Source organism: Natronoarchaeum rubrum (assembly GCF_024494695.1).
On sequence record NZ_JANHDP010000001.1, the window covers coordinates 694,414 to 721,203 of the forward strand.

Below are 26,790 nucleotides of genomic sequence, written 5' to 3' on the forward strand. Positions count from 1 at the left end.
CCGCTTCAAACTATAGCCCGTATCTAGAGACAAGTGATGAGTACGGAAACAGCACACCTCGAGATAACCGGGATGTCGTGTGCGACGTGCTCCTCGTCGATCGAGGAGTCCGTCGGCGGACTCGACGGCGTCGAGTCGGTCAACGCCAACTTCGCGACCGACGAGGGCACCGTCGAGTACGATCCCGAGGCAGTATCGCTGGCCGAGATCTACGACGCCATCGACGACGCGGGATACTCGGCCGACAGCGCGACGGAGACGGTCGGAATCGCCGGCATGTCCTGTGCCTCCTGCGCGGAGAGCAACGAGGAGGCCATCGAGGGCGTGCCGGGCGTGATCGACGCCAGCGTCAACTTCGCGACCGACGAGGCGCAGGTCCGGTACAACCCCGTCGACGCCGACCTCGAAGCGGTGTACGACGCGATCGAGGCGGCGGGCTACGAGCCCGATCGCCCCCAGACCGGCGCGGAGGGCGACACCGACAGCGAACAGCGCGAGTCGGCCGCCCAGCGCGAACTCGCCCGCCAGCGACGCCTCGTGATCGGCGGCGGCGTGCTCGCGGCGCCGTTCCTGCTGGTGATGGTCGAGATGTTCGGCGTCAACGTCGTGCCCGAGACGATCGCCGGCGTCGGCGTCGGCTGGATCGAGTTCGCGCTCGCGACCGTCCTGATGGCGACGCTCGGTCGGGAGTTCATCGTCGGCGCGTACAAGGCCGCCAAGAACAGCGGTCGGGCGAACATGGATACGCTGGTCGCGGTCGGCTCCTCGACGGCGTACCTGTTCAGCACGGCCGTCCTGCTCGACCTGATCGCCGACGCCGGCCTGTACTTCGAGGCCGTCGCGGTGATCCTCTGGTTCATCACGCTGGGCAACTGGCTCGAAGCGCGCTCGAAGGCCCAGGCTAGCGACGCGCTGCGCAAGCTGCTCGAACTCGAAGCCGACGAGGCGACGCTCGTCGAGGACGGCGAGGAGAAGTCCGTCCCCGTCGAGGATATCGAGGTCGGCGACGTGATGAAGGTCCGACCGGGCGAGAAGATTCCCACGGACGGCGTCGTCGTCGACGGTCAGAGCGCGGTCGACGAGTCGATGGTCACCGGCGAGTCCGTCCCCGTCGAGAAGGAGGAGGGCGACGAGGTCGTCGGCTCGACGATCAACGAGAACGGCGTCCTGCTCGTCGAGGCCACGCAGGTCGGCGAGGACACCGCGATCCAGCAGATCGTCCAGCGCGTCAAGGAGGCCCAGGCGCGCCAGCCCGACGTCCAGCGGCTGGTCGACACCGTCTCGGCGTACTTCGTCCCGGCGGTGATCGCCAACGCGATCTTCTGGGCGCTCGTCTGGTTCGCGTTCCCCGAGGCGCTGACCGGCTTCGTCGACTGGCTGCCCCTCTGGGAGCCCGTCGGCGGCGGCCCCGTCGCGGGCGGCATCTCGACGCTGGAGTTCTCGATGGTCGTGCTCGCGAGCGCGATCCTGATCGCCTGCCCCTGCGCGCTGGGGCTGGCGACGCCCGCCGCGACGATGGTCGGTTCGACGATCAGCGCGACCAACGGCGTCCTGTTCAAAGGCGCGGACGTGCTCGAACGCGTGCGCGGCGTCGACGTCGTCGTGTTCGACAAGACCGGGACGCTCACCCACGGCGACATGCGCCTGACGGACGTGGAGTCGGTTCGGGGTGGCATTGCGGCGGACGGGGGAGATGGTGATCGGGCGGCAGATGGCGGGCTCGTCGAGCAGGAAGCCGACGAGTCGCTCGTGCTCTCGGTCGCTGCGACGGTCGAGTCCGGCTCCGAGCACCCGCTCGCCGAAGCCATCGTCGCGGGCGCCGAGGACCGCGGCGTCGACGTCGACGACCCCGAGAACTTCGAGAACGTGCCGGGCCACGGCGTCCGCGCAGAGACGCCCCGCGGCGAGGCGCTGGTGGGCAACCGCAAGCTCATGCGGGACAACGGCGTCAACCCCGAGCCCGCCGAGGAGACGATGGAGCGCCTGGAGCGCGAGGGCAAGACTGCGATGCTGGTCGCGCTCGATGGAGAACTCATCGGCGTGATCGCGACCGCCGACACGGTTCGGGACAGCGCGAAGGAGACGGTCGCCGAGCTGCACGAGCGCGGGCTGGAGACGGTGATGCTCACCGGCGACAACGAGCGGACGGCCCACGCGGTCGCCGAGGAACTCGGAATCGATCCCGAGAACGTGTACGCCGAGGTGCTGCCCGAGGACAAGGCCGACGCCGTCGACGAGATCCAGGCGGACGGCACGCGAGCGATCATGGTCGGCGACGGCGTCAACGACGCGCCCGCGCTCACCGCGGCCCACGTCGGCATCGCGGTCGGCAGCGGCACCGACGTGGCCATCGAGAGCGCCGACGTGACGCTGATGCGCGACGATCCCGCCGACGTGCTGAAGGCGATCCGGATCTCCGAGGCGACGCTGCAGAAGGTGCGCCAGAACCTGTTCTGGGCCTTTGCCTACAACGCGTCGCTGCTGCCGATCGCCTCGCTGGGCCTGCTCAATCCCGCGCTCGCGGGGCTGGCGATGACCGGCTCCAGCGTCTCGGTGATGACAAACAGCCTGCTGTTCCGGAAGTACGACCCCCACGAGGACTACGTCCCGGTCGTGCTGAAGCCGCTGCGGCGGCTTCGCGGCGACTGATCGGGGCGGTCGCGACGGTGCAGTCGCCGTTCCGGGGTGCGACGCCGCCCGCCGTTTTTGTCCGGCGGCGTCGTGCGTACGCGTGATGGTCCCAACGTCGAGTGAGGACTCGCCGGACGAGGATGGCGACCGCTCCGCCGAGAATCGGCGCGCGATCCTGAACCCGACGAGCGGCCGCGCCGACCACGTCGAGCGGGTGCGCGACCTCGCCGCCGAGCGCGGGTTCGACGTCGTCGAGACCGAACGGGCGGGCCACGCGATCGAACTCGCCGAGCGCGCGGCCGCCGACGGCGTCGACCTGCTCGCGGTCTGTGGCGGCGACGGGACGCTCCACGAGGTCGTGGAGGGGCTGTACGACGCCGACTCGCTCGACGACGTGACGCTGTCCGTGGTCCCGTCCGGGACCGAGAACATCGTCGCCGAGCACCTCGGCGTCCAGTCGCTCGTCGACGGGTTCGACCTCGCCGAGACCGGCGAGACGCGGCGCATCGACCTCGGCGTCGCGGGCGACGAGCCGTTCGTGATGTCGGCGATCGCCGGGCTGCCGGCGGAGGCCAGCGCGGCCGCCACCCACGATCTCAAGCGGCGGTTCGGGTCGCTCGCGTTCGTCATCGGCGGCGTCCAGGAGACGCTGGCGTTCGACGGGCTGCGCGTCGCGGTCGAGGCGGACGCCGACGACGCGGCCCTCGAGGAGTCGACCGTCGAGGACGCGACCGGCGACGACGGCATCACCTGGCGCGGCGAAGCGTTGACCGTGCTGGTGGGCAACCTCCGGGAGTTCGGCAGCGAGGGCGCGCCGGCGGACGCCGAAGACGGGCTGCTCGACGTGACGATCGGCGAGCGGATGCCGCCGAGCGACGCCGTCGCCGAGACCGTCGCCCAGCGACTGCTCGGGCAGGACACCGAGCACGTCACGACGCTCAAAGCGAGCGCGATCGAGTTCGAACACCTCGGCGGGGATCCGGTGACGTTCAGCCTCGACGGCGAGATCCGACGGTTCGATACGGTGGCGTTCTCGGTGGTCCCGGGCGCGTTGCGGGTCCGCGTGGGGGAGGAGTACGGTCAGACCGGGTGACGCCGACGCGTGGACTGCCGGAGAAAATCACGCCAGCCTGTCGTCGAGCCACGCCAGCAGGTCTTGGAGTTCGTCCGGCCCGATCCCGTGGCCGACGTCGTAGGTGTTCGAGTCGACGGCGTAGCCCACTTCGCTCAGCCGGATGGCGGCGTTCTCGGCGCGGGCGGGCGGGATGATCTGATCCTGCTGCCCGGCGCCGACGAACACCGGCGTCCCCTCGATACCCTCGGGCGTCAGGTCGGCGTGAGACTCGGGCAGGTAGCCGTGAAGTCCGGCGGCCCACGCGAACCGGCCGGGATGTTCGAGCAGCAGCGCGAACGTCGATATCGCCCCCTGGCTGAAGCCGAGCAGGCCCAGCCGATCGGGATCGAGGTCGTACGCCTCGACGGCGGCGTCGATCGACTCGTCGATCAGATCGAGGCTCCGGCGGAACTCCTCGGCGTCGGGCTGGCTCTGGTGGAGCCCCCCGGCGGAGAGGTCGAGGTCGTACCAGGTGTATCCGCCCTGAAGGCGGTCGGGAGCGCGGAAGCTGACGACGAACAGCTCGTCGGGGAACCGCTGGGCGACCGGCAGCAAGTCGGTCTCGTCGGCGCCGCGGCCGTGAAACACGAAGACGGCCGGATGCGGGCCGTCGGCGTCGTCGGGCGGGCTGATCGTCTTGTGTTCGAGCGGAACGTCGGACTTCGTCATGGACGGACGCAAGCGTCCCAAGCGCTTGAATCCCGGCGTCCGCGGCCGGGCTGGCCGCATGCTCGCCGAGGCGGGAGTCCGCCAGGCGTCGTCACCCTCGCTTCAGTAACGTACGTGTTATACGTCGTGAGTCGCTACGAAGGTGCAATGAGCGAGCAGACGTACAGCGAGGGCGACCTCCGGAACACGGGGATGTCGCTCAAGCACGACCGGGAGTGGGACTACGAACTCGACCGCATCGTAACGGCGGTCGAGGAGCGCGACGCCGAGAAGGTCGGCTTGCAGTTCCCCGAGGGGCTCAAGCGCCGCGGGCCGCGAGTGGCCGACGATCTGCGCGAGCTCGTCGACGACGACGTGACGATCATGCTGTCGGGCCAGCCGTGTTACGGCGCCTGCGACCTCGACACGTTCCTGATGCGGCGGACCGACGTGTTCGTCCACTTCGGGCACAGCCCGATGAAGGAATCGGAGAAGATCATCTACGTGCCGCTGTTCTCGAACGTCGACGTGCTGCCGATCATGGAGGAGGCCGAGGAGAAACTCGCCGACCCCGAAGACGATCCCGAGGTCGGCCTCGTCACCACGGCCCAGCACATGAACCGGTTCGACGACATGGCCGACTGGCTCGAAGACCGTGGCTACGAGGTCCAGACCCGCCGCGGCGACGAGCGGCTCACCCACGAGGGGCAGGTGCTGGGCTGTAACTACGCCTCCGCGGACGTCCCCGCGGACCAGGTGCTGTACGTCGGCGGCGGGAAGTTCCACCCGCTCGGGCTGGCGATGGAACACCCCGACAAGAAAGTCGTCATCGGCGACCCCGTCAACAACGTCGTGACGATCGCCGACACCGAGAAGTTCCTCAAGCAGCGCTACGCCACCGTCCACAAGGCGATGGACGCCGAGACGTGGGGCGTCATCTTCTGCACGAAGATCGGCCAGGGCCGCATGGACCAAGCCGAGAAGATTCTCGACGAGAACGAGAACGCCTACCTCATCACGATGGACGAGGTGACGCCGGATCGGCTGCGCAACTTCGGCTTCGACGCCTTCGTCAACACCGGCTGCCCGCGGATCACGACCGACGACGGCCCGCAGTTCCACAAGCCGCTCTTGACACCCGGCGAGTACGAGATCGCCGTCGGCAACAAGCCGCTGGACGAACTCAGCTTCGACACGTTCCACGGCACCTGGTAGTCAGACGCCGTTCGTTCTCCATCGTCGTTTTTCTCCGATCGCCGCTCTTCACCAGCCGCCGCGCCCGACGCCGTTCGTCCATCCTACCAAACAGGAAATAATTAGCAGAACAGTCATGACCATGGGGTAAGTAATCGGCGTCAATGACAGAGGACGCGACGGGGGAGCTCCCCGACAACAAACTGTTCGAGCTCTACGAACAGTACCTCGGCGAACCGGACGCGGAGACGGACGTCTATCTCGGGTTCGGGTTGTTCTTCGTCGGCATCGCCTTCGCGGTGACCGGGCTCGGCCTGTTCGCGTGGTCGGGCGCGTTCGAGTACGGGACCGGCGCGTTCTGGTCCCGCCGAGCGCTGTCGTTCGCGCTCGGGATGCTGTCGGTGCCGACGCTGATGTTGAGCCTCGTCGTGCTGCTGCCGGTCGAACGGCGCGCGACATTGAGCGCGTCGGGCGGCTGGGCGATCACGCTGCTTTCGGTCGTCGCGTTCTGGCAGGTGTACCCGAGCAACTGGAACGTCGCCGAGGCGGCCGACTACAGCATCCAGGTGACTGCGGTGTACGCGCTGGGGATGACCGTCATCACGGCTTCGACCGGCGCGGCGCTGATCGCTCACCAACTGGCGCGCGCCCGCCCCGGCCCGGCCGACATCGACCCCGTCGAGGACGACGAGGACGAGGAGACCACCTACACGACCGAACAGATCGAGGATGACATCGAGGACGCGATGGAGGGCGTCGACCTCTCGTGGGGCGGCGTCGAGAAACACGAGTCCAAGCGCCTGGAGTTCTCCACCGGCCCGGAGTTCGACGCCTCCGGCGTCGACGTCGAGGCGACCACCACCCGACAGGAAGGCAGCGTCGACGATCAGGTCAGCGGACTCCGCCAGCTCAAGGGCGGCGATAAGAAGACCGCCACCTCGGAGTCGACGGTCGACGACCAGACGAACAAGCTCAAAGAACTGCGCGAGAAGCGCCGCAAGGAGGAAGCGGCCGACGACGACGAAGGGATCGTCGCCGGTATCGGCGGCTCGGGCCTGCTCGATCGGGTCCGGAGCGCGCTCCGTCGCTGACTGGACCGCGGTCTCGCCGGCATCCCGACGCCGGCTCCCTTCGTTCGGACATGTTTTCTTACCAGAAAGTTACGCAATTATTTCACATAGTTTTATTGTACGTGGGACAGGTTGTTCCGGATATGGCGAAAGGCCTAGACGTCGGCACGATGAACATCCTGTCGGCACAGCAGGATGGGAACGACACAGTATTCGTCCAGCAGCGTAACTCCTTCGTGGAGATTGACTACTCCGACATGGCGGAACAGATGCTTTCGCGGAGCGAAGTCCTCCACATCCGGAAGGACGACAAGGTGTACGTCGTCGGTGACGACGCCCTGAACTTCGCGAACATCTTCAATCGGGAGACGCGCCGCCCGATGCAGCACGGCATCCTGTCGTCCGACGAGAAGTCCGCGATCCCGATGATGAAACTGATCATCGAGCAGGTCGTCGGCGAACCGAACCATCCCAACGAGAAGCTGTACTTCTCCTCGCCCGCGGACCCGATGGACTCGGACATCTCGACCCTGTATCACCAGAAGACTCTGGAGTCGTTCATCGACGACATGGGGTACGACGCCGAGCCGATCAACGAGGGGATGTCCGTCATCTACAGCGAACTCGCCGACAACGACTTCACCGGGCTGGGCATCAGCTTCGGCGCCGGGATGACGAACGTCTGTCTGGCGTACTACGCGGTGCCGGTCATGAAGTTCTCGGTCGCCCGCGGCGGCGACTGGGTCGACGAGCAGGCCGCGCAGGCGACCGGCACGCCGGTCGACAAGGTCACCTCCATCAAGGAGGAGGACTTCGAACTCGACTTCGAGACGGACGTCGGCGGCGTCGAAGGCGCGCTGTCGATCTACTACGAGAACCTGCTCGACTACGTCATCGAGAAGATCGTCGAGGAAGTCGACGACGAGGACGTCGAGGAGGGCCTCGACGTGCCGGTCGTCGTCACGGGCGGCACCTCCAGCCCCGACGGGTTCGAGGCGCTGTTCCGCGACCACCTGCAGGACGCCAACATTCCGTTCTCGATCAGCGGCGTCAGCCACGCCGACGAGCCCCTCTACAGCGTCGCGCGCGGTGGCCTCGTGGCCGCACGCTCCGACGAAGAAGAGCAGGCGACGAGCGGCGGCGCGGAAGCCGAAGCGGCGGCAGACGAGTAAGCAGTCGGCGCGACGAACGACACTCAGTTACTTTTTTTGAAGCGATCGAGCGCCTCCTGCCAGGATTCCAGTTCATCAGGCTTGCTCTCGTGGCTCACGGCGACCCCCACGTAGCCGCACTTCTCGCAGCCTTCGGCCTCGCGACCGAACAGCGCGTACGTCTCGAGCGTACCCGAACAGCGCGGACAGTCCATGGACGTGCGATCGAGTGGCACCCTCTTAATAATTGGTTCATCGTGATCGCGCTCGCCCCGGAGACGCGCCACAGGGACCGTCTCCAACCAGCCTTCTGTGATCAGAGGAGCGGAAATAAAATGACTCCTGAGCATGTACCAACGTTTTTGAATTCACACCGTGTATGGTCGTCCAGTATGACCATCACGCGGACGCCCCTCGTCGACCGACCGATCGTACGACGCCGCGGCGACGGCGTCGCGCCGGTGCGAACCGACGCCGCCGCGGGGCAGGCACAGGACGACGGACCGACGGCCGCGTGCGAGCGTCGGACATGAGTACGAAGCGGCAGCTCGCCCAGCAGCTGGCGGTCGTGGCGGGCTTCGAGAGCCCGAGCGCCGAACTCGAACAGTACCCCACGCCGCCGGAGCTGGCGGCCCACCTGATCCACGTCGCGGACCTGCAGGGCGACGTCGAGGATCGGACGGTCGTCGACCTCGGGACGGGAACGGGGATGCTCGCGCTCGGCGCCGCGCTCCGGGGCCCGCACAGGGTCGTCGGCGTCGACGTCGACCGCGCCGCGCTGGGAACCGCCAGGGAGAACGAGCGGCGGGTCGGTACGGCCGCCGAGATCGGGTGGGTGCAAGCCGACGCCACCCGAGCGCCGCTGGCGGTCGAGGACGCAACCGTCGTGATGAACCCGCCCTTCGGCGCTCAGGATGGTAACGAACACGCCGACCGGGCGTTTCTGGAGACCGCCAGCGAGATTGCGGCGGTGTCGTATTCGATCCACAACGAGGACAGCGCCGAGTTCGTCGAGGCGTTCGCCGACGACAACGGGGGCGAGGTCACGCACGCGTTCCGCGCGGAGCTGGACATCGAGCGCCAGTTCGAGTTCCACGACGCCGACAGCGAGGCGCTCGACGCCGAGGTCTTCCGGATCGAGTGGTCCTGACTACCGGTACACTTCCTCGCGGGCTACGGCGACGCTGGTGCCGCCTCGCTCGGCCGTGACGACGAGTCGGCCGTCGCGACGCTCGGTCGAGAACGTCACCCCGCCCGCGTCCGCAACGGCGCCGGCGTCCGGAATCGCGACGCGACCGAGTGACCCGTTGTCGCGCTCGACCCGGAGGTAGAACTCCCCTTCCTCCGGGACGACCGACACCGAGCGGTTGTCGATCCGCGGTTCGGCCGTGTAGCTTTCTGACGCGAACGCGTGGCGCTTCGGACCGCTGGCGGAATCGAGCCACACCTGATAGGCCGTGTCGTTGCCCGCCGCGGTCCAGCCCTGGCGGGTGGCGACGACCCGCTCGCTCCAGCCGACGCCGCCGAGTCGGAAGCGTACCTCCCCGGTGTAGGCGAGTCGTTGGCTCGATGCCTGACGCAACCAGAGGTGCCGCTGCTCGCTGGTGACGATCACCCCGCTGGTCTTGACCGCGGTCGTCTCGCCGGCCGCCTCGATCTCGATCACGGACACCATCTGATTGGTGACGTTCTCGGCGTACGTGACGGTGTAGTCCTCGACGTCGACGGCTTCGCCCTCGGGGACGGCGTCGTCGCCGACGGTGACGAGGTTTGGGACGATCCCCGGCCCGGCCAGCACCGCCAGACCGATCAGGACGGCAGTGATGGCGACGTGGCGGCGGGTGATCCCTCCGAACGGCGACCGGTCGGAGCCAGCTACCCACACGACCATCGTGTATAGTATCTGTATCCCGACTGTTATCGCGACAGCCACGCTGACGCTGCCGACGAACGCCGGACCGACGCCCAGGTACACGACGAGCGACAGTCCGGTGATCAACGCGATCGATAGCGCCGTCTGCAAGGGCGAAAATGGATCGATCAGCGTTCGCTTTCGGGAAACCAGCGGCCGATCGGACGCCACGGCGGCGACGGTGACCAGCAGCGCGAGCAACAGCACGAGCGCGACGCCGACGCCGCGGTACAGGACGTACGTCCCGCCGCCGCGGAACCAGTAGACGGCCCAGAGCCCCTGTACGACGGCGAACACGAGCGCGGCGAGCCAGACGCGCGCGGCGCTCGGCCGCCCCTCGCGGCGGTACAGCACCGCCAGCCCGAGCACCAGCCCGAGAAAGAGCCCGAGCGCGTGGCCCTGGATCGCGATCCCGGCCCACGACGGCGGCGAGGGCGGGCTCGCCGAGACCGTCACCGACACGACCGGGTCGAGCAGCGCCGGGACGACCGTCGAGACGACGCTGGAGACCAGCAGTGCGACCACCGTCGCGACGGGGTAGTGGACCAGGGCGAACCCGGCGAACGCGAACACGACGCCCGAAAAGCCGATGACGGGGCCGAGCGCGAACAGACTGGTCAGCAGTCCGAGACCGAGCACCGCGGCCGGGAAGATCACGAACGCCCTGATCCAGGGGTTCGTGCGCCACGAGTCGAACGAGTTGCTGCCTCGCTCCTGGGGCAAGTGCCCCCACGCGTACTCGGCGATCGGCGCGAGCACGAGCGTCGCCCGGAGGTTACCCCGCAGATGGCCGGGGCCGGCGTGGGAAAAGCCCGATGCGAGCCATCCCGTCGGGTAGAGATACGACCACGACCGGAACGGGATCGTCACGGGGTCGAACCAGTACCAGTACCCTCGCTGGAGGAACAGGTACACCGCGAGGACGAACGCCACGGAGACGAGCGTCCCCCAGGGGACGCCGAGCAGGAGGCGAGAGCGGAGGCGGCGCCCCCACGCCCCGCCGGGCCGGTCGACGCGAACGATCGCGATCGCCGACACCGCGAGCAGCGCGACGACGCCGCCGACCAGCGCGGCCCACAGCGGATTCATACCAGTCAAAGGGAGCGTGGTGTTGAAAGAAGTTGCGAGGACCGGAGCAGTACGAAGCGTTTGATCGTGAGATGCGCCTTCCGGTAGTGTCACGACCACCACGAAAGCCCCCGCCGGCTTCGGTCGAGGGGCTCCGTGCGCGTGCTCGCTTCGCTCGCGTGCTACGGTCGCCCGTCTTCCCGGAGCCGGCAGCCCCTTTCAGTCCCGCCCGTGTCGGCTGATCAGTCAGGCATCGCGGGTGGGACTTTCGCGGTGTTGGTCGCCGCTGTTCCGGTCCCGAGGTATTCGAGCAAGCCGTAACTTACTGAGGATCGAGCAGCCGATCGACCAGATCCAGCGCCAGCCCCTTCGAGAGCGGGTCGTTGGCGTTCCCGCAGTGGGGCGACTGCACGCAGCTCGGACAGCCGTCGTCGCAGGGACACTCCGCGAGCAGCTCTCGCGTGCGGCCGAGCATCTCCGGCAGGCGCTGGTACCCCTCGCGCGTCAGCCCGACCCCGCCGGGGTAGCCGTCGTAGACGAAGATCGTGCTCTCGCCGGTGTGGGGATGCCGGGGCGTCGACAGGCCCCCGATGTCGCGCCGGTCACACAGCACCTGCAGCGGGAACAGCGAGATGAGCGCGTGCTCGGCGGCGTGGATCGCGCCCTCGAACGTGTCCTCCAAATCCGTCGCAGTCGCCCGGAGATCGGCCTGCATCGAATCGGGCTGGGTGAAGTACAGCGCGCGCGTCCGGAGCGTCGTCTCCGGTAGGTTCAGCGTCTCGCGGGCGATCGGCTCGCCGCGCTTGGCGTCGCGGCGCTCGAAGCCGGTGATCTGCTTGCGCATCGTCACCTCCGCGAAGCGAACCGTCACGTCATCCTGACGAGGCGAAGCCGAGTCAGGGCTCGTTGAGCTTTGCTCAACGGTGTCGCGGTCGGAAAGCCGTCGCTCGTCGATGTCGCGCTCAACGGTGATCTCCTTGTCGTGCAGGACGCGCGTATGGTAGTCCGTCCACGTCGGCGAGAGCTCCGCGAGATCCCGCTCCAGATCGAGTTCGGTCACCTCGTAGCGCTGGCCCTGGTGGTGGTAGATCGCGCCGGGATGGGCGTCCCGGAGCGCGTCGCCGAACGGCAGACTGGCGATGGCGTCGCCCGAGCGCGCGTCGAGGAGCTGGATCTCGCGATCGTCGATCGAGCGCAGGCTCATCTCGTGGTGCGGGCTGCCGTCGACGTCGGCCGTCCAGCGGACGCCCTCGTTGGTCGTCCGGCGCTCGAGGTCGCCGACGGACTCCAGCTCCGCGACGACGTCCGGAAACTGGGCGCCGAAGTGGCGCTCGTCGCCGGCCGAGAGCCAGTTCTCGCGCGCCGCTGCGAGGACGTGCGGCGGGACGAGCTGGTCGTTCTCGGGGTTGGCGACGGCGTGCTCGGGATCGCCGGAAAACAGCTCCTCGGGCGTGCGCATCACGTACTGGTCGAGCTGGTCCTCGCCGGCGACCAGCGCGACGAGCGAGGGATCTGTTCCCCGTCCCGCGCGCCCGGCCTGCTGCCACGTCGCCATCTTCGTCCCGGGGTAGCCGTCCAGAATCACGGCGTCGAGCCCGCCGATGTCGACGCCGAGTTCGAGCGCGTTCGTGCTCCAGGCGCCCCGAATGTCGCCGTCGTGGAGCCCGGCCTCGATCTCGTCGCGACGCTCGCGTCTGAGCGCTGCCTGATACGCGGTGACGCCTGCGGCCTCGTCCGAAAAGCCGCGGTCTCGCAGTTCCTCGGCGCTGTCGCTCGCGTAGCGCTCGGCGGTCTGGCGCGCCCGCGTGAATACGACCGTCTGGTAGCCCTTGCCGACGAGGTCGACGAACAGGCGTTTGGCCTCGACGTGGTTCGAGCGCCGATGACCGGAACCCTGATTCTCGCGTTCGTACTCCGGCGGGTTCCACAGCAGCCAGTGGGTCGGGCCGGACGCCGAAGCGTCCTCGTCGACGACCGAAAACGAGTCGGCGGGCTGGCCGGTCACGTTCCCGGCGTGCTCGGCGGGGTTGGCGATCGTCGCCGAGCAACAGACGAACTGCGGATCCGAATCGAACCGCTCGCACAGGCGCTGGAGTCGGCGCATCACGAGCGCGACCTGACTGCCGAACACGCCGCGGTACTCGTGAACTTCGTCGATCACCACGGTTTCGAGGCGCTGGAAGAACCAGTCCCACAGCCGGTGGCCGTGGGGCAGGATGCCGTAGTGGAGCATGTCGGGCGTCGTCAGCAGTACGGTGGGCTGCCGGTCGCGGACGCTTTCCTTCTCGGATTTCGAGAGCCGACCGGTGTACCGGTCGACGGTGACGCCGCTGGCGAAGCCCAGGTCGTGAGCCAGATCCGACAGCGTCTCGGCCTGATCGTTGATCAGCGCGACCTGCGGGGCGATATACAGCGTCGTCGCCCGGCGGTCCAGCGCCCGCTCGAACGCCGGGACGGTGTACGCGAGGCTCTTGCCGCTCGCGGTCGGCGTCGCCAGCACGGCGTTGCGCCCGTCGCGGATCTTCTCGATCGCATCGGCCTGATGCGCGTACGCCGACTCGATACCCCGGTCGGCCAGCGCGTCCGCCAGCCGATCCTCGACGTCGAGAGCTGCGAGGTCGGCGTCACTTCCGGGGACGACGCGCCGGTCCGCGATCTGGCCCTCGTAGTACGGACGCCCGCGCAGCCACTCGATCGTCTCGTCCACGGGCGCTCTTTCGACTCGGTAGTAGTAACGATGTCGACCGCAGGAGGCGTGAAGCCCATGACCGGCGCGCTCCGACGGGGATTCCTGCCGAGGAACGTCGATAAATTCAACTTGTAAGCGCCCGGTGTGGCGATCATGTCGGCGCTCGACGTGTTCATGCGGCTACTGGGCGAGCCGTCTCGGGACGAGTTCGATCTCGACGACGACGAGGCGGTGCGATTCGAGGCGCGCGCGAACCACACCCAGAACCGGCGCCGGGCGGTCGGCGGGAAGCTGTTCGTAACCGACCGGCGCGTGGGGTTTCGCCCGCACTCGTTCGACGACACGCTCGGTGGCAAGCACGTCGACGCGCCGCTGGAGGCGATCGAGACCGTTACGACCGAACCAGCCCGCCGGTCGCTCGGGGCCATCCTCCGCAGTCCGCTCGAAGCGCTGTTCGGCGGCGGCCTGCGGGCGCGACTCCGCATCGAAACCGACGACGGAGACGCGGAACTGTTCTTCGTCGACGACATCGAGACTGCGATCGACGTGATCGAGGACGCCCGACGGCAGCGCACAGCGAGTCGCTGAGCCGCGAGACTATCGGCGCCGGACGAGATCGCTGAGCTTGCTCGCGAGGCCCGCGTCGTCGCCGAGTTTGAGGTAGTAGGCGTCGCCGCCGTCCTCGTAGTAGGCGTCGATGCGGCGCTTGATCTCGAAGCCCAGCGACTCGTAGAACTGCAGGGCGCTGTCGTTCGTCGCGCGGGCGTGGCAGGTCACCGAGTCGTGTTCCTCCGCCACGGTGGCGACGAGTCGCTTGCCGAACCCCTCGCCGCGATAGCCGGGCGCGACCGCGAGAAACAGGATGTAGCCGTCCCGGCGTACCGCCGCGAAACCCACGAGGTCGTCGCCGTCGACCAGCAGGTGGACCGTGGATCGTCGGTAGGCGTCGGCGAAGAAGCTGCGGCGCTGCTTGAGCACCCCGTCGGACTGGCGAATGGTCTCCTTGAGGTCCCAGGCGTCCTCCAGGCGGTCGTCGCTGCCGGGGGCGACGACGCTCGTGTCGACGTTGACGCTCACTACCGGTACGTATTCGGGACGCGAATATAATTCCACCGGCAATCTCCCTCCGGTCGATTGCCGGGCGTTGCCTCGCTTCGCTCGGCAACACACCGGCAGACTCGCTGCGATCCGCTGACTGACGATCCGGTGCGCCGCCGCCGAACCGACCGATTGACGGTCGCCACTCCCGTCCGTTAGCGCAGTGAGCTACGAGTTGCGCGATCACACGGCCGACGTGGCCGTCGAGGCCGAGGGACCGACGTTCGACGCCGTCGCCGGGGCCGTCGCGGACGGGCTGGCCGCGGCGATGTGCGACGACGTCCCCGGAGAGGGCGAGCGCTTCGACGTGCGCGTCGACGCCGAAAGCCGGGAGGCGTTGCTCTTTGACTATCTCGACGAACTGATCTACCAGCGCGACGTGCGCGGCGTGCTGCCGGTCGACAACGAGGTCGAGATCGCCGAGCGAAGCGGCGAGTTCGAACTGCACGGATCGGCCCGCGGCGTCCCGCTGTCTGTGGTGTCGGCCCGCGAGATCAAGGCCGTCACCTACTCCGAGATGGAGATCGCGGAAACGGCGGACGGCTGGCGCGCGTACGTCGTCTTCGACGTCTGAGTTTCGGCGCGGGGTCCGCGTTCGGGCGTCCCGAAGCGGATCACGTTTTACTCTGGCTCCCCAAGTACCGGCCATGAACCGTCATATGGCGGGGTACGCGGGAGCGATCGTTGCGGCGCTGTGGCTGCTCGTTCAGCCCGCGGCGGCCCACGTCAGGTACGTCTCCGACGAGCAAGAGGGACAGGCCGGGCTGGCGTTCGCCGTCGACGTGCTCTCCGAGCCGCTCAATCTGGCGCTGGTCGGCGGCGGCGCCGTCGCGACGCTGGCCGGCGCGGTCGCGTACCTGCGATTCCGCCCGGCCCGGACTGATCTGGCCGTGCTCCGCGAGACGCTGTCGGGGTATCGCGATCTGGTCCCGTGGATGCTCCGGCTCTCGCTGGGGCTTCCCCTCGTGGGCGCGGGCTTCGCGGGCTACTTCTTCAGCCCCGAAGTGATGTGGTCGGTGCGCGTGTTCCAGGTCGCGGTCGGCTTCCTGCTCCTCTTCGGCCTCGCAACGCGGGCCGTGGCGGCGATCGGGTTACTCGCCTACCTCGTCGCGCTGCCGTTCGCCCCCGACCTGCTGCTCGCGTTCGAGTACATTCCGGGGTTCATCGCGATCGTGCTGGTCGGCAGCGGCCGGCCCAGCGCGGATCACATGCTCAAGCAGGTCGCCGGGACGCCGGGGACGATCTACGGGCGCTTCGACCCCGTCTACGGACTTGCGGACTGGTTCGACGGAGTGATCGAGCCCTACGAGCGCTACGCGCCGACGGTGGTCCGGGCCGGTCTCGGGATCGCGTTCGCGTACCTCGGGATCGTCGAGAAGCTGCTCGCGCCCGGCACGGGACTGGCGGTCGTCGCGAAGTACGACCTCACGGCGGTCGTGCCCGTCGACGCCGGACTCTGGGTGCTCGGCGCGGGTCTGACCGAGCTCGCGCTCGGCGTCGCGCTGTTCCTCGGCGTGTTCACGCGCGGCGGCGCCGCCGTCGCATTTCTGATGTTCACGCTGACGCTGTTCGGACTGCCGGACGATCCGGTGCTTGCCCACGTCACCCTGTACGGCATGGTGTCGATGCTCCTTATCACGGGGAGCGGCCCGCTGGCGGTCGACAACTGGCTGCGCGAACCCACGGAGGACGCCGAGGCGTCCGGGCGCGCTGGCGTGCCCGGAGACGACTGACGGCGTCTGTCCGTCCGTCACCGACCGACGACACGTCGGTGCGGCGACGACTCGAAACCTATTCCGGTGCTGCGAGGCGATATACGGGTATGACCACCTACGACGCCGACGGTATCACCCTGCACAAACTGCGGGACTACGTCTGGGAGATTCCACAGGAGGGAGAGATGCGCGCGCCGGCGCGCGTGCTCGCCAGCGAGCAGTTGCTCGACGAGATTTCTGAGGACAAGACGCTCCAGCAACTCAAGAACGCGACCCACCTGCCCGGGATCTCGAAGTACGCCATCTGCATGCCGGACGGCCACCAGGGGTACGGCTTCCCGGTCGGCGGCGTCGGCGCGCTCGACGCCGAAGACGGCTGCATCTCGCCGGGCGCGGTCGGCTACGACATCAACTGCGGCGTCCGGATGATGACGACGAACCTCACGTACGACGACGTGCAGGGCAAGGAAGAGGAGCTCGTCGACGCGCTCTTTGCGAACGTTCCGTCGGGACTCGGCGGCGGCGGCATCGTCGAGAGCGGAATCGACACGGTCGAAGCGGTGCTGGAGCGCGGCGTCGAGTGGGCCGTCGAGGAGGGGTACGGCGTCGAGGACGACCTCCGGGCCTGCGAAGACGAAGGGCGGCGTCCCGACGCCGATCCGAGCGCGATCTCCCAGAAGGCCAAGGACCGCGGGAAAAACCAGCTCGGAAGCCTCGGCAGCGGGAACCACTTCCTCGAAGTCCAGCGCGTCACCGACGTGTTCCGCCAGGACGTCGCCGACGAGTTCGACCTCGAAGAGGACCAGATCGTCGTGCTGATCCACTGCGGGAGCCGAGGTCTCGGGCACCAGACCTGCAACGACTACCTCCGAGAGATCGAGAAGACCCACTCGGGACTGCTGGACCAGCTGCCCGACAAGGAACTCGCGTCGGCGCCCGCCGGCTCGCAGCTCGCCGAGGAGTACTACGGCGCGATGTGCGCGGCGATCAACTTCGCGTGGGTGAACCGGCAGCTCATCATGCACCGCACGCGCCGGGTGTTCGAGAAGGTGTTCGACCGGACGTGGGAGCAGATGGAGATGCAGCTGCTGTACGACGTCGCCCACAACATCGCCAAGAAGGAGACCCACGAGGTCGACGGCGAGGAGAAGAGCCTGTACGTCCACCGAAAGGGCGCGACGCGGGCGTTCCCCGCCGGCCACCCCGAGGTGCCCGCGGCGTACCGCGATGTCGGCCAGCCGATCATCATCCCCGGCAGCATGGGCGCGGGCAGCTACGTCCTCCGGGGCGGCGACCAGTCGATGGCCGAGACGTTCGGCTCGACGGCTCACGGCGCCGGCCGACTGATGTCCCGGACGCAGGCGAAAAACGAGTTCTGGGGCGGCGACGTGCAGGACGATCTCGAAGAACAGCAACAGATCTACGTCAAGGCCCAGAGCGGCGCCACGGTGGCTGAGGAAGCGCCTGGCGTCTACAAAGACGTCGACGAGGTGGTGCGCGTCTCCGACGCGCTGGGGATCGGCGACAAGGTCGCCCGGACGTTCCCGGTGTGTAACATCAAGGGCTGATCAGATCACCCGGCGCGCGTGAGCAACGCGCGCGAGGGCTCTCGCGCCCCTCCGTGGGCGCGGAACAGGTTGGGGAGGTGGAGGTTGCGGTCGGTTTCTGGCGGACTAAAAGGGCGAGCCGCGCTCCGGGAAAATCGGCGAAGTAGCACCGAAGCGGAGCGAAGCGAGCCGCGCGACCGGAGCGTGCCGAGGGCTTTCGAGGAGTAGTCGTCCGGACCAGCAGTCGCCAGAAGCGCAGTAAGAGCTTTCGAGGCGTTCAGACGTGATCGCGTACTCCCAGCAGTAGTGGCTAGCGCGGTTCCGTATTCGGAAATGCGGTTGAAAATGGATCGCGTGGTTCGGGAGCCCCGTGTGCCTACTGAACGGCAGATATTTAAGCAATAATGGTTGACATGAACTCTATGGACGCCCTCCAAAAGCACAGGAGTTCCCCCACGCTCTCCGAGTCGAGTATTGTCCTTATTGGTCTCGTGTTTGCTATTGTCGGCCTCACATTTCGAGACTCGTTCGGATTCATGTCACTTCTCGCTGCGCTAGGGATTGGCCTTGTCGTCGCTGGAGTGGTCTATCTCGCTGTCGAAGGTCCCGAACTAATCCGACTATCACTGGCGTTCATTTCACTCGTTGCGCTGCCACTGTTCGCCTATGGCAGCCTCGTCCGATGGATTGGTGCGGTTCTGATTGGTGTCGTCGTCGTTGGCGCTTTGTACAGTAGGATCTCGGAGTAAGCGAACGGTTTGCATCCTGTACTGAACGCGAGTTTCACGCCGCCCTCTGAATACGGAAATCGTAGTACCAACTGCTGCTAGTGCTCGACGAACTCGATCAGCACGCCGCCCGTGTCGTCGGGATGCAGAAACGCCACGTCGTGCCCCCAAGCACCTTCTCGCGGCTCCTCGTCGATCAGGTCGATGCCCATCTCTCGTGCGGTCTCCAGCGCCGCTTCGATGTCGTCGGTCGCCACCGCCAGATGGTGAACGCCGGGGCCGTGCTTGTCGAGAAAGCGCGCGACGGTGGCGTGTTTGATCGGTTCGAGCAACTCGAAGAAGCCGTCGCCCAGATCGAGAAACGCGATCCGAAGCCCGTCGAGTTCTTCCTCGTGGGCGACCGGGGCGCCCAGTAGCTCGCCGTACAGCTCCGCCGCGGCGTCGAGATCGTTCGTCGCGATCCCGGCGTGGTCGAAGTGCATACGAGAACCGACATCCCGAGGGAAGTTCACAGTTCGGGTCCCAATCCGGCGATCGGGCGTTTTGCCCCGAAATGACAATTAAAAGTTATATAGTTTCAAAATACATATAATAGTATGGAGATCACCACGACCGAAACGGTCCCCGGCAGCGATATCGAGGAAGTACTCGGCGTCGCGCGGGGCAACACTGTCAAGGCCCGGAACGTCGGTCGAGACATCACCCAGTCGCTGCGGAACGTGACTGGCGGGGAGCTCAAGTCCTACTCGTCGCTGATGTCGGAGGCGCGCGAGGAAGCTCTCGACCGAATGCGACAGGACGCCGAAGAGCTCGGCGCGGACGCGGTGGTCAACGTCCGGTTCGACTCCGCCGAGGTCGTCAGCAAGGGCGCCGAGATCATCGCCTACGGGACCGCCGTCAGCCTGGACTGAGTGGCGATGAGCGACAACGATCCCGCTGGCGCGGGCGTCGTCGCTGGCAGCGCCGTCGGTGTCGCGACCGGGGCGTTCGTCCTGGTGACGCTCGTGCTCGGCCGCGCCGAGGTGATCGCGGATTTCCGGACTGCGATGCCAGCCGGTCGCACAGATCTCTCCCCGGAGATCGTGTTCTGGATCACGGCGATCGTCGGACCGGCGTTCCGGCTGGCGATCGGAACGATCGTCGGATCGCTCGTCGGTGTCGTCTACGACTGGCTGGACAGTCCGGGGGCGCTCGTCCTGTTCGGGATCGTGGCGATCGTCGGCGCTCTCGACACCGTGACGACGAACGTCCCGGCGAGTCAGTCGGCCACGGTCGCCGTCGTCCTCGGAAGCTGGATCATCTACGTCCCGCTGTTTCTGTACATCCACGGCAGAAACGACTCGAGGACGGCGACGGCAGCGGCAGGGAGAAGCGATGTCGCGACGCGGTCCGCAGGCGGTTCCTTTCCCGTCGATCGACGCCCGTTCGCGCTCCTGACAGCTGTCGGCGTCCTCGGCGTGCTCGCCGGGGCTCCGTACGTGCTGGCCCTTCAGTCGGGTGGCGAACCGATCGCGGTCGCCGCGGGGTTCGTGTTCACGAACGGGTTGCTGGTCACGGGCGCCGTGATCGTGGGGCTCCGCGCCGGTCCGGCGATCGGATTCGACGCGCCGACGTTCGACAGGTGGAAGCCCAGCCTGCGCTCGCAGCCGTTGCTCGTACCGGCGACAGCGGGCGCACTCGTGGGAGTTGCGCTGATCGCGCTGGACGCGTGGGTGTTCGCACCGCGTGTGTCGACGGCTGGGAACGTTGAAGCGCCCGCTCAGTGGCGGAGTTGGCTGCTCGTGCTGTACGGCGGCATCACGGAGGAGCTGTTGTTGCGGTTCGGCCTGCTCACCGGGCTGGTGTGGGTCGCGACGACTATATTTCGGGGGAATCGGCCGGACGGGACCGACGCATCGCAGTCGATCGTCTGGGGTGCGATCGTCGCGAGCGCGGTTGGGTTCGGTGCGCTTCACCTCTCGGCCGCCGCCCTGACCTTCGAGATGACCGCCGCCGTCGTCGTCCGGACGTTGACGCTGAACGGGCTCGCAGGCGTCGTCTTCGGATGGCTCTACTGGCGCCGAGGACTCGTCGGAGCGATCGCCGCCCACCTCGCGACCGATCTCGTGCTCAACGTCGTGGCGCCACTGGCCCTGGGTGGGTGACCGAACGCCGCCGACCGGAGACAAGCGGGACGCTCAAACGGCCCCGCCGCCCTGATACTCGCCGAACTCGTCGCGCAACACGTTACAGATCTCGCCGACCGTCGCGTAGGCTTTCACCGCGTCGATCAGCGGCGGCATCAGGTTCTGCTCGCTCTGAGCGGCGTCGCGGACGGCCGCCAGCCGGTCCTCGACGACCTCGTCGTCGCGCTCTTCGCGCACCGACTCCAGCCGTTCGACTTGCCGGCGCTCGTCCTCCTCGGTGACCTCTTCCAGGTCCATCGCCTGTTCTTCTTCTTCGATCTGGAACTCGTTGACGCCGACGATGATCCGGTCGCCCGACTCGACGTTCTGCTGGCGGTCGTAGGCGACGTCCTGGATCTCGCGCTGGACCCACTGCTGATCGATCGCCCGGAGCATCCCGCCGCGCTCGTCGACCTCGTCGATGAGCTCGAAGGCTTCGTCCTCCAGATCGTCGGTGAGCGACTCGACGTAGTAGCTCCCGCCCAGCGGGTCGATCGTGTCGGCGGCACCGGACTCGTGGGCGAGGATCTGCTGGGTACGGAGGGCGGTCCGCACCGATTCCTCCGTGGGAAGCGCGAGCGCCTCGTCTTTCCCGTTGGTGTGGAGGCTCTGGGTGCCCCCCAGCACCGCCGCCAACGCCTGATACGCCACGCGAACGACGTTGTTCTCGATCTGCTGGGCGGTCAGCGTCGAGCCGGCGGTCTGGGTGTGGAACTTCAGCTGCTTCGATTTGGGATCTTCGGCGTCGAACCGTTCGTCCATGATTTTCGCCCACATCCGCCGGGCGGCGCGGAACTTCGCGACCTCCTCGAGGATGTTGTTGTACGAGGCGAAAAAGAACGAGAGCTGCGGGGCGAACTCGTCGACGTCGAGTCCGGCCTCCAGCGCCGCTTCGACGTACTCGATGCCGTTGGCGAGCGTGAACGCGATCTCCTGGGCGGCCGTGGCGCCGGCTTCGCGGATGTGGTACCCCGAGATCGAGATGGTGTTGAACTTCGGCGTCTCGGCGGCGCAGAAGTCGAACACGTCGGTGATGATCCGCATCGACTGCTCGGGCGGGTAGATGTAGGTGTTCCGTGCGACGTACTCCTTGAGCACGTCGTTCTGGATGGTCCCTCGCAGTTCCTCGCGATCGACGCCCTGCTGGTCCCCGAGCGCGATGTACATCGCCAGCAGCACCGACGCGGGCGCGTTGATCGTCATGCTCGTCGAAACCTCCGAGAGGTCGATGCCCTCGAAGACGGTCTCGAAGTCCCGGAGCGAGTCGATGGCGACGCCGGACTTGCCGACCTCGCCGCTGGCCATCGGGTCGTCCGAGTCGTACCCCATCTGGGTCGGCAGATCGAACGCCATCGAGAGTCCGGTCTGACCCTGATCGAGCAGGTAGCGGAAGCGCTCGTTGGTCTCCTCGGCGGTGCCCATCCCCGCGTACTGGCGCATCGTCCAGAGCCGCCCGCGATAGCCCGTCGGGTAGACGCCGCGGGTGTAGGGCTCCTCGCCGGGGAAGCCAATCTCCTCGTCGTAGTCCTGCTCGGCGACGTCGGCGGGCGTGTACAGCCGGTCGACGGGCTGGCCCCCGGTATCGGTCCTGAACTGCTCCTGGCGCTCGCCGAACCGTTCCACGGTGGGGTCGACCTGCTCGGCCTCCCACTCCTCCTTCTTGGAACGGATCTCCTCCAAGTCGTCGGAATCGAACATTGTTTATCACGATGGATGGTGCCGGCTTAAGGATTGGCGACCGTCGACGCCGAACTCGTCGCGACGCGCGACCCGACGGCGGCGTCCGGACGCCGCCGACCGGTTCGTTTTTGCCGCCGGACGACCGAAGGTCGACTGATGGACGCTCCCATTCCCGACGTCGACGACGCCGAGGACGGGCCGGGAACGAGTCGCCTGCGCGCCACGCTGGCGATCCTCCCGTTCCTCGTGCTCGGACTGACCAGCGTCGCGCTCGTCCTGCAATGGGGGCTCAAGCCGCTGTGGGTGTTCGTGATGCTGCCGCCGATCCTCTTTATCAGCGTGATCGGCTGGATCGCGTTCAAGTACGGCATCGGCGAGGAGCCCGAGGCAGGGTGAGCGATCGATCCAGACCGTCGATACCGACTCGCATTCCGACAGGTTCCCGGAAAAACTATCAACTAGAATCTTCCACATCCGCCGATCCGACGGCTTTCGTAATCCCAAATCTTCCCTCAACCCACTACAGCGCCCCGCTCTCGTCTGTCGTGAACTATCCTCCAATTTGTCACCCCGACAATTGATTCTTAACTCCCCGTCCCCTCGGTTCTGGTATGACGTGGAACTACCGCCGCAACCGAACCAGAGCAGAAGAGAAGAAAGAAGAAGCGACCGCGGGCGTCGACGACACGTCCGTTCTCGCGGCCGTTCTCTCGACCTGAACGGCGGCGTCACGACGCCGCGCCCCGGACCGAAGACGTACCCGGGTCGAAAACGCCGTTCCGCAACCGCTGATCTGCGGCCCTCCGACGTGCGATTTTGCGCTCTCCTCCCCGCTCAGCGACCGGTGTCGTACTTGTAGGTCGCCGATTCGGGATCGATGCCGAAGTCCTCGGCGTTCTCGTCGGGGTCGGACTCGGTCTCCTCCTCGTCGGCGTGCTTGAACCGCTCGCGCAGCCGGTCGGGCATCTCGAACTCGTCGACGTCGACGACGACCGGCGTCGCGTCCGGCGCGCTCGCCTCGCGCTTGGCGTCGAGACGCTCTCGTAGCTTCTCGGGCAGTTCCTCGGCGGCGACGCTCTGGAACCCGAACTGCGCGAGATACCCCGGCTCGTCGGTGAGGCTGTAGACGCGCTCGAACCCCTGATCGCGGGCCTGCTCGATCAGCCGTTCGAGCACGTGCGCGCCGACGCCCTGCTCGCGCCAGCCCGTCAGGACGCCGATGCTCGTGAGCTCGCAGCGTTCGCCGTCGTCGGGCTTGTGGATGCGGATCCGTCCGAAGCCGGCTTTCGTCCCGGACCGCTCGTCGATCGCGATCACGTAGTCGCGCGAGCGAAACGCGGTCGCGTCGAGGCCCATCTCCTCGATGTGATCCAAGAGCCACACCTCCTCGCGGTTCTTCGCGTCCCGGACGTACATGTCCGGTACTACTCGCTCCGCGACAAAGACGTTACCGACGGCGGTGGCCGTTCGTGGGGCGATCCGCTCCGCGCGGCCGCGGACCGATCGGCGGCGCGAAACTTCTTAATCGTTCGTGCAAAATTTGCGCGTACGCCATGCCATCTCTCAGCGACGTCGACGAGGTCGTCCACGAGCCCACCGAGGCGTTCGTCGAGTCGACGAACGTCTCCGAGTTCATGCAGGAGTACGGCATCGACGACTACGACGAGTTGATCGCCCGCACGACCGGCGACGTGGCGGGCGAGGAAGCGTCGGGGATCGACTGGTTCTGGGACGAGATCGTCGACTACCTCGGCGTCGAGTTCTACGAAGAGTACGATCAAGTACGCGACGACGCCGAGGGGCCGCAGTTCACCGACTGGTACCCCGGCGGCCGGATCAACGCGGCCCACAACGTCGTCGACCGCCACGCCGCCGACGCCGAGGCGCGCGACGACGTCGCCGTGCTCTGGGAGGGCGAGGGCGGCGAGGTTCGAGAGATCACCTTCGCCGACCTCGCCGCCGAGACGAACCGGGTCGCCAACGCGCTGGAGGCTCGCGGGATCGACACCGGCGACACCGTTGGCATCTACATGCCGATGGTGCCCGCGGTCGTCCCGATTCTCTACGGCTGCCTGAAAGTCGGCGCGGTCGCCGTCCCGATCTTCTCGGGCTTCGGCGTCGACGCCGTCGCGACCCGGATCGACGACGCCGAGTGCTCGGTGCTATTTACTGCGGACGGGTTCTACCGCCGGGGCGACCCCGTCTTCCTCAAGGACACCGCCGACGAGGCGATCGGACAGGCGGGCCACGTCGAGGACACGATCGTCTACGACCGGCTGGGATCGGGCGACCCGGACGTCGCCGCCGACATCCCGTGGCGCGACGAGCGCGACCAGTGGTGGAAACACGCCGTCGACCCGCAGGACGACGAGTACGAAACCAAGTCGCTCCCGAGCGATCAGGAATCGATGCTGCTGTACTCGTCGGGGACGACCGGCGAGCCGAAGGGGATCGTCCACACGCACGCCGGGGCGCTGCTGCAGGCCGCCAAGGAGATCTACTTCGGCTTCGATCACGAGCCCGACGACCGCTTTTTCTGGGTGTCTGACATCGGCTGGATGATGGGCCCCTGGACGCTGCTGGGCAACCACGCCTTCGGCGGCACCGTCGTGCTCTACGAGGGCGCGCCGGACTACCCCGATCCCGACCGCTTCTGGGAGATGATCGATCACCACGACGTGACGGCGTTCGGCGTCTCGCCGACGGCGATCCGGGCGCTGCGCAAGCACGGCGAGGACTGGGTGGACGACCACGACCTCTCCAGCCTGCGCCTGCTCGGCTCGACCGGCGAACCCTGGGATCCCGAGTCCTGGCGCTGGTTCTACGAGCACGTGGGGAACGGAGAGTGCCCGATCATCAACATCTCCGGCGGCACCGAGATCATGGGCTGTTTCCTGATGCCGATGCCGACCCAGTCGCTCAAGCCCTGCACCCTCGGCGGGCCGGGGCTCGGGATGGCCGTCGACGTGGTCGACTCGTCGGGCGAATCGGTCGCCGCCGACGGCGAGCAGGGCTTTCTGGTCGCCCGGGACTCCTGTCCCTCCATGACGAAGTCGCTGTGGAGCGGCGACGAGCGCTATCTCGAGGAGTACTGGTCGAGTTGGGATGGCCTCTGGGATCACGGCGACTGGGCGCAGGTCGACGACGACGGGTTCTGGTTCCTCCACGGACGGGCCGACGACGCGATCAACGTCGCCGGGCGCAAGGTCGGCCCCGCCGAGGTGGAGGGCGCGCTGATCGACCACGGCGCCGTCAACCAGGCCGCCGCCGTCGGCGTCCCCGACGAGACGACCGGGCAAGCGGTCGTGTCCTACGTGGTACTCGAATCCGATAGGCAAGGAACCGAGGATCTCCGGCTCGAACTCCGCGAGCACGTCGGTACCGAGCTGGGCAAACCGTTCCGCCCGCGCGACGTGCTGTTCGTCGACGAGTTCCCCAAAACCCAGAGCGGGAAAATCATCCGCCGGGCGATGGCGGCGGCCTACGCCGGCGAGGATCCGGGCGACCTCTCCAGCATCGAGAATCCGGAGGCGCTGGAAGCGATCCGGTCGAAGCGCTGAGCGGTTTCGGCGTCACCGCGGCGTCCGGACGCCGCCGCTCAGAGCGAAACGTCGTCGAGCGAGATCGACCGCGACTCGGGGGCGTCCGCCGCGTCGCCCACCGGCGCGACGGCGACGTCGCCCTGCGCGTCCTCGTCGGGGAACAGCACGGAACCGCCGGCGATCAGCGGCGCCAGCGCGCCCGCGACGACCGTCCGGGGATCGGCGAGCGAGGCGCGGACCGCCACTGCGTCGTCGGCGTCGAGCCCGAACTCCGACGCCACCTCGACCGCGGCGTCGACGAGTTCGGCGTGGGAATACCGGCGGTCGGCGTCTTCGAGTGCCGGCGTCGACGGGTCGCGATCGACCGGCGGAAAAGAGGGATTCTCGCTCCACACCTCCTCCTCGAAGTACCGCGTCGCGGGATCCGCCGGATCGTCGCCGTAGCCGACGCGCTGACCGCCTGCCGGCAGTTCGTACGCCTCGACGGCCTCACTCCGGGCGACCACGGCGCGACCGTCGAACTCGGTCGGCGGATCGAATCGCGTCCGTCCGCCCAGCAGCGCCGTGCCGAAGAACGCCAGCAGCGACTGGGGGACCGGATCGGCCGCGACGCCGACGGCGACGCCGTCGCCGACGCCGAGGTGTCGCAGGAAGTTGCCCGTCTTCCAGGCGGTCGTACAGAATCGGTGGTACGTGTACGTTCGCTCCGGTTCACCCGCGGCCCGGACGGCGAGGTCCTGCGAGTGCCGCTCCCGCGCGACGACGTCGTCGAGACTCTCCATGCGCGGTCGTTCGGACGCCGCCGTCAAAAGAGCGCAGATTCCCGCCGGGGCCACCC

25 protein-coding genes are annotated in these 26,790 nt (G+C 67.5%); 16 read left to right on the forward strand and 9 right to left on the reverse strand.

What is annotated here, in order from left to right:
• The first annotated feature begins 36 nt into the window (after window positions 1-36).
• Both NO931_RS03655 and NO931_RS03660 read left to right on the forward strand, forming a co-directional pair.
• Window positions 37-2,649, forward strand: coding sequence for a heavy metal translocating P-type ATPase (locus tag NO931_RS03655; protein ID WP_256391263.1), 2,613 nt, complete (start codon window positions 37-39; stop codon window positions 2,647-2,649).
• 85 nt (window positions 2,650-2,734) lie between these two features.
• Complete coding sequence (locus tag NO931_RS03660; RefSeq protein WP_256391264.1) at window positions 2,735-3,724, forward strand: diacylglycerol/lipid kinase family protein; 990 nt, start codon at window positions 2,735-2,737, stop codon at window positions 3,722-3,724.
• A 27-nt stretch (window positions 3,725-3,751) separates the two neighbouring features.
• On the opposite strand, the gene NO931_RS03665 is transcribed toward NO931_RS03660, so the two are convergent.
• The gene (locus tag NO931_RS03665; protein WP_256391265.1) at window positions 3,752-4,414 is read right to left on the reverse strand and encodes an alpha/beta hydrolase; all 663 of its coding nucleotides are present in this window, start codon (window positions 4,412-4,414) and stop codon (window positions 3,752-3,754) included.
• Between the two features lie 147 nt (window positions 4,415-4,561).
• Between NO931_RS03665 and dph2 the strand changes: the two genes are divergently transcribed.
• From dph2 to NO931_RS03680, 3 genes are all read left to right on the forward strand, one after another.
• Window positions 4,562-5,608, forward strand: a complete 1,047-nt coding sequence (gene dph2, locus NO931_RS03670) for a diphthamide biosynthesis enzyme Dph2 (protein ID WP_256391266.1) — start codon at window positions 4,562-4,564, stop codon at window positions 5,606-5,608.
• 143 nt (window positions 5,609-5,751) lie between these two features.
• Window positions 5,752-6,678, forward strand: coding sequence for a cell division protein CdpA domain-containing protein (locus NO931_RS03675; protein ID WP_256391267.1), 927 nt, complete (start codon window positions 5,752-5,754; stop codon window positions 6,676-6,678).
• 122 nt (window positions 6,679-6,800) lie between these two features.
• Window positions 6,801-7,829 (forward strand): disk-shape morphogenesis protein volactin, encoded by a 1,029-nt coding sequence (locus NO931_RS03680; RefSeq protein ID WP_256391268.1) that lies wholly within the window; start codon window positions 6,801-6,803, stop codon window positions 7,827-7,829.
• A 23-nt stretch (window positions 7,830-7,852) separates the two neighbouring features.
• Here NO931_RS03680 and NO931_RS03685 read toward each other — a convergent pair whose 3' ends face one another.
• Window positions 7,853-8,023 carry a zf-TFIIB domain-containing protein gene (locus tag NO931_RS03685; protein ID WP_256391269.1) on the reverse strand — a complete coding sequence of 57 codons (171 nt, stop codon included), beginning with the start codon at window positions 8,021-8,023 and terminating at the stop codon, window positions 7,853-7,855.
• A gap of 177 nt (window positions 8,024-8,200) precedes the next feature.
• Between NO931_RS03685 and NO931_RS03690 the strand changes: the two genes are divergently transcribed.
• Complete coding sequence (locus tag NO931_RS03690) at window positions 8,201-8,341, forward strand: hypothetical protein (RefSeq protein WP_256391270.1); 141 nt, start codon at window positions 8,201-8,203, stop codon at window positions 8,339-8,341.
• Complete coding sequence (locus NO931_RS03695; RefSeq protein WP_256391271.1) at window positions 8,338-8,958, forward strand: METTL5 family protein; 621 nt, start codon at window positions 8,338-8,340, stop codon at window positions 8,956-8,958. The genes NO931_RS03690 and NO931_RS03695 overlap by 4 nt, the downstream gene beginning before the upstream one ends.
• Here NO931_RS03695 and NO931_RS03700 read toward each other — a convergent pair whose 3' ends face one another.
• Both NO931_RS03700 and NO931_RS03705 read right to left on the reverse strand, forming a co-directional pair.
• Entirely contained in the window at window positions 8,959-10,809 is a 1,851-nt protein-coding gene (locus NO931_RS03700; RefSeq protein ID WP_256391272.1) for a rhomboid family intramembrane serine protease, read from the reverse strand.
• Window positions 10,810-11,110: 301 nt separating this feature from the next.
• Window positions 11,111-13,495, reverse strand: coding sequence for a DEAD/DEAH box helicase (locus tag NO931_RS03705; protein ID WP_256391273.1), 2,385 nt, complete (start codon window positions 13,493-13,495; stop codon window positions 11,111-11,113).
• A gap of 126 nt (window positions 13,496-13,621) precedes the next feature.
• On the opposite strand from NO931_RS03705, the gene NO931_RS03710 reads away from it, so the two are divergent.
• Entirely contained in the window at window positions 13,622-14,065 is a 444-nt protein-coding gene (locus NO931_RS03710) for a PH domain-containing protein (protein ID WP_256391274.1), read from the forward strand.
• Between the two features lie 9 nt (window positions 14,066-14,074).
• Here the strand turns inward: NO931_RS03710 and NO931_RS03715 are convergent, their stop codons facing one another.
• Window positions 14,075-14,554 carry a GNAT family N-acetyltransferase gene (locus NO931_RS03715; protein ID WP_256391275.1) on the reverse strand — a complete coding sequence of 160 codons (480 nt, stop codon included), beginning with the start codon at window positions 14,552-14,554 and terminating at the stop codon, window positions 14,075-14,077.
• A gap of 184 nt (window positions 14,555-14,738) precedes the next feature.
• Here NO931_RS03715 and NO931_RS03720 point away from each other — a divergent pair, with 184 nt between their 5' ends.
• The 4 genes from NO931_RS03720 to NO931_RS03735 all read left to right on the forward strand — a co-directional run bounded on the left by NO931_RS03720 (window position 14,739) and on the right by NO931_RS03735 (window position 18,586).
• Entirely contained in the window at window positions 14,739-15,149 is a 411-nt protein-coding gene (locus NO931_RS03720) for an archease (protein WP_256391276.1), read from the forward strand.
• Window positions 15,150-15,222: 73 nt separating this feature from the next.
• Entirely contained in the window at window positions 15,223-16,308 is a 1,086-nt protein-coding gene (locus NO931_RS03725; protein WP_256391277.1) for a DoxX family protein, read from the forward strand.
• Window positions 16,309-16,397: 89 nt separating this feature from the next.
• Window positions 16,398-17,858 carry an RtcB family protein gene (locus tag NO931_RS03730; protein ID WP_256391278.1) on the forward strand — a complete coding sequence of 487 codons (1,461 nt, stop codon included), beginning with the start codon at window positions 16,398-16,400 and terminating at the stop codon, window positions 17,856-17,858.
• Window positions 17,859-18,259: 401 nt separating this feature from the next.
• Entirely contained in the window at window positions 18,260-18,586 is a 327-nt protein-coding gene (locus NO931_RS03735) for a hypothetical protein (RefSeq protein WP_256391279.1), read from the forward strand.
• Window positions 18,587-18,663: 77 nt separating this feature from the next.
• On the opposite strand, the gene mce is transcribed toward NO931_RS03735, so the two are convergent.
• The gene (gene mce, locus NO931_RS03740) at window positions 18,664-19,047 is read right to left on the reverse strand and encodes a methylmalonyl-CoA epimerase (protein WP_256391280.1); all 384 of its coding nucleotides are present in this window, start codon (window positions 19,045-19,047) and stop codon (window positions 18,664-18,666) included.
• Window positions 19,048-19,161: 114 nt separating this feature from the next.
• On the opposite strand from mce, the gene NO931_RS03745 reads away from it, so the two are divergent.
• The gene (locus NO931_RS03745; RefSeq protein WP_256391281.1) at window positions 19,162-19,476 is read left to right on the forward strand and encodes a YbjQ family protein; all 315 of its coding nucleotides are present in this window, start codon (window positions 19,162-19,164) and stop codon (window positions 19,474-19,476) included.
• 6 nt (window positions 19,477-19,482) lie between these two features.
• Window positions 19,483-20,709: a CPBP family intramembrane glutamic endopeptidase gene (locus NO931_RS03750; RefSeq protein ID WP_256391282.1), complete on the forward strand. Its 1,227-nt coding sequence runs from the start codon at window positions 19,483-19,485 to the stop codon at window positions 20,707-20,709.
• Window positions 20,710-20,742: 33 nt separating this feature from the next.
• Here NO931_RS03750 and NO931_RS03755 read toward each other — a convergent pair whose 3' ends face one another.
• Entirely contained in the window at window positions 20,743-22,428 is a 1,686-nt protein-coding gene (locus tag NO931_RS03755) for an acyl-CoA mutase large subunit family protein (RefSeq protein ID WP_256391283.1), read from the reverse strand.
• A gap of 138 nt (window positions 22,429-22,566) precedes the next feature.
• Between NO931_RS03755 and NO931_RS03760 the strand changes: the two genes are divergently transcribed.
• Complete coding sequence (locus tag NO931_RS03760; protein ID WP_256391284.1) at window positions 22,567-22,806, forward strand: DUF8142 family protein; 240 nt, start codon at window positions 22,567-22,569, stop codon at window positions 22,804-22,806.
• Window positions 22,807-23,244: 438 nt separating this feature from the next.
• On the opposite strand, the gene NO931_RS03765 is transcribed toward NO931_RS03760, so the two are convergent.
• Window positions 23,245-23,826: a GNAT family N-acetyltransferase gene (locus NO931_RS03765; RefSeq protein WP_256391285.1), complete on the reverse strand. Its 582-nt coding sequence runs from the start codon at window positions 23,824-23,826 to the stop codon at window positions 23,245-23,247.
• A 137-nt stretch (window positions 23,827-23,963) separates the two neighbouring features.
• On the opposite strand from NO931_RS03765, the gene NO931_RS03770 reads away from it, so the two are divergent.
• Complete coding sequence (locus NO931_RS03770) at window positions 23,964-25,970, forward strand: AMP-binding protein (RefSeq protein ID WP_256391286.1); 2,007 nt, start codon at window positions 23,964-23,966, stop codon at window positions 25,968-25,970.
• 38 nt (window positions 25,971-26,008) lie between these two features.
• Here the strand turns inward: NO931_RS03770 and NO931_RS03775 are convergent, their stop codons facing one another.
• The gene (locus NO931_RS03775; RefSeq protein WP_256391287.1) at window positions 26,009-26,734 is read right to left on the reverse strand and encodes a hypothetical protein; all 726 of its coding nucleotides are present in this window, start codon (window positions 26,732-26,734) and stop codon (window positions 26,009-26,011) included.
• Window positions 26,735-26,790 lie beyond the last annotated feature (56 nt).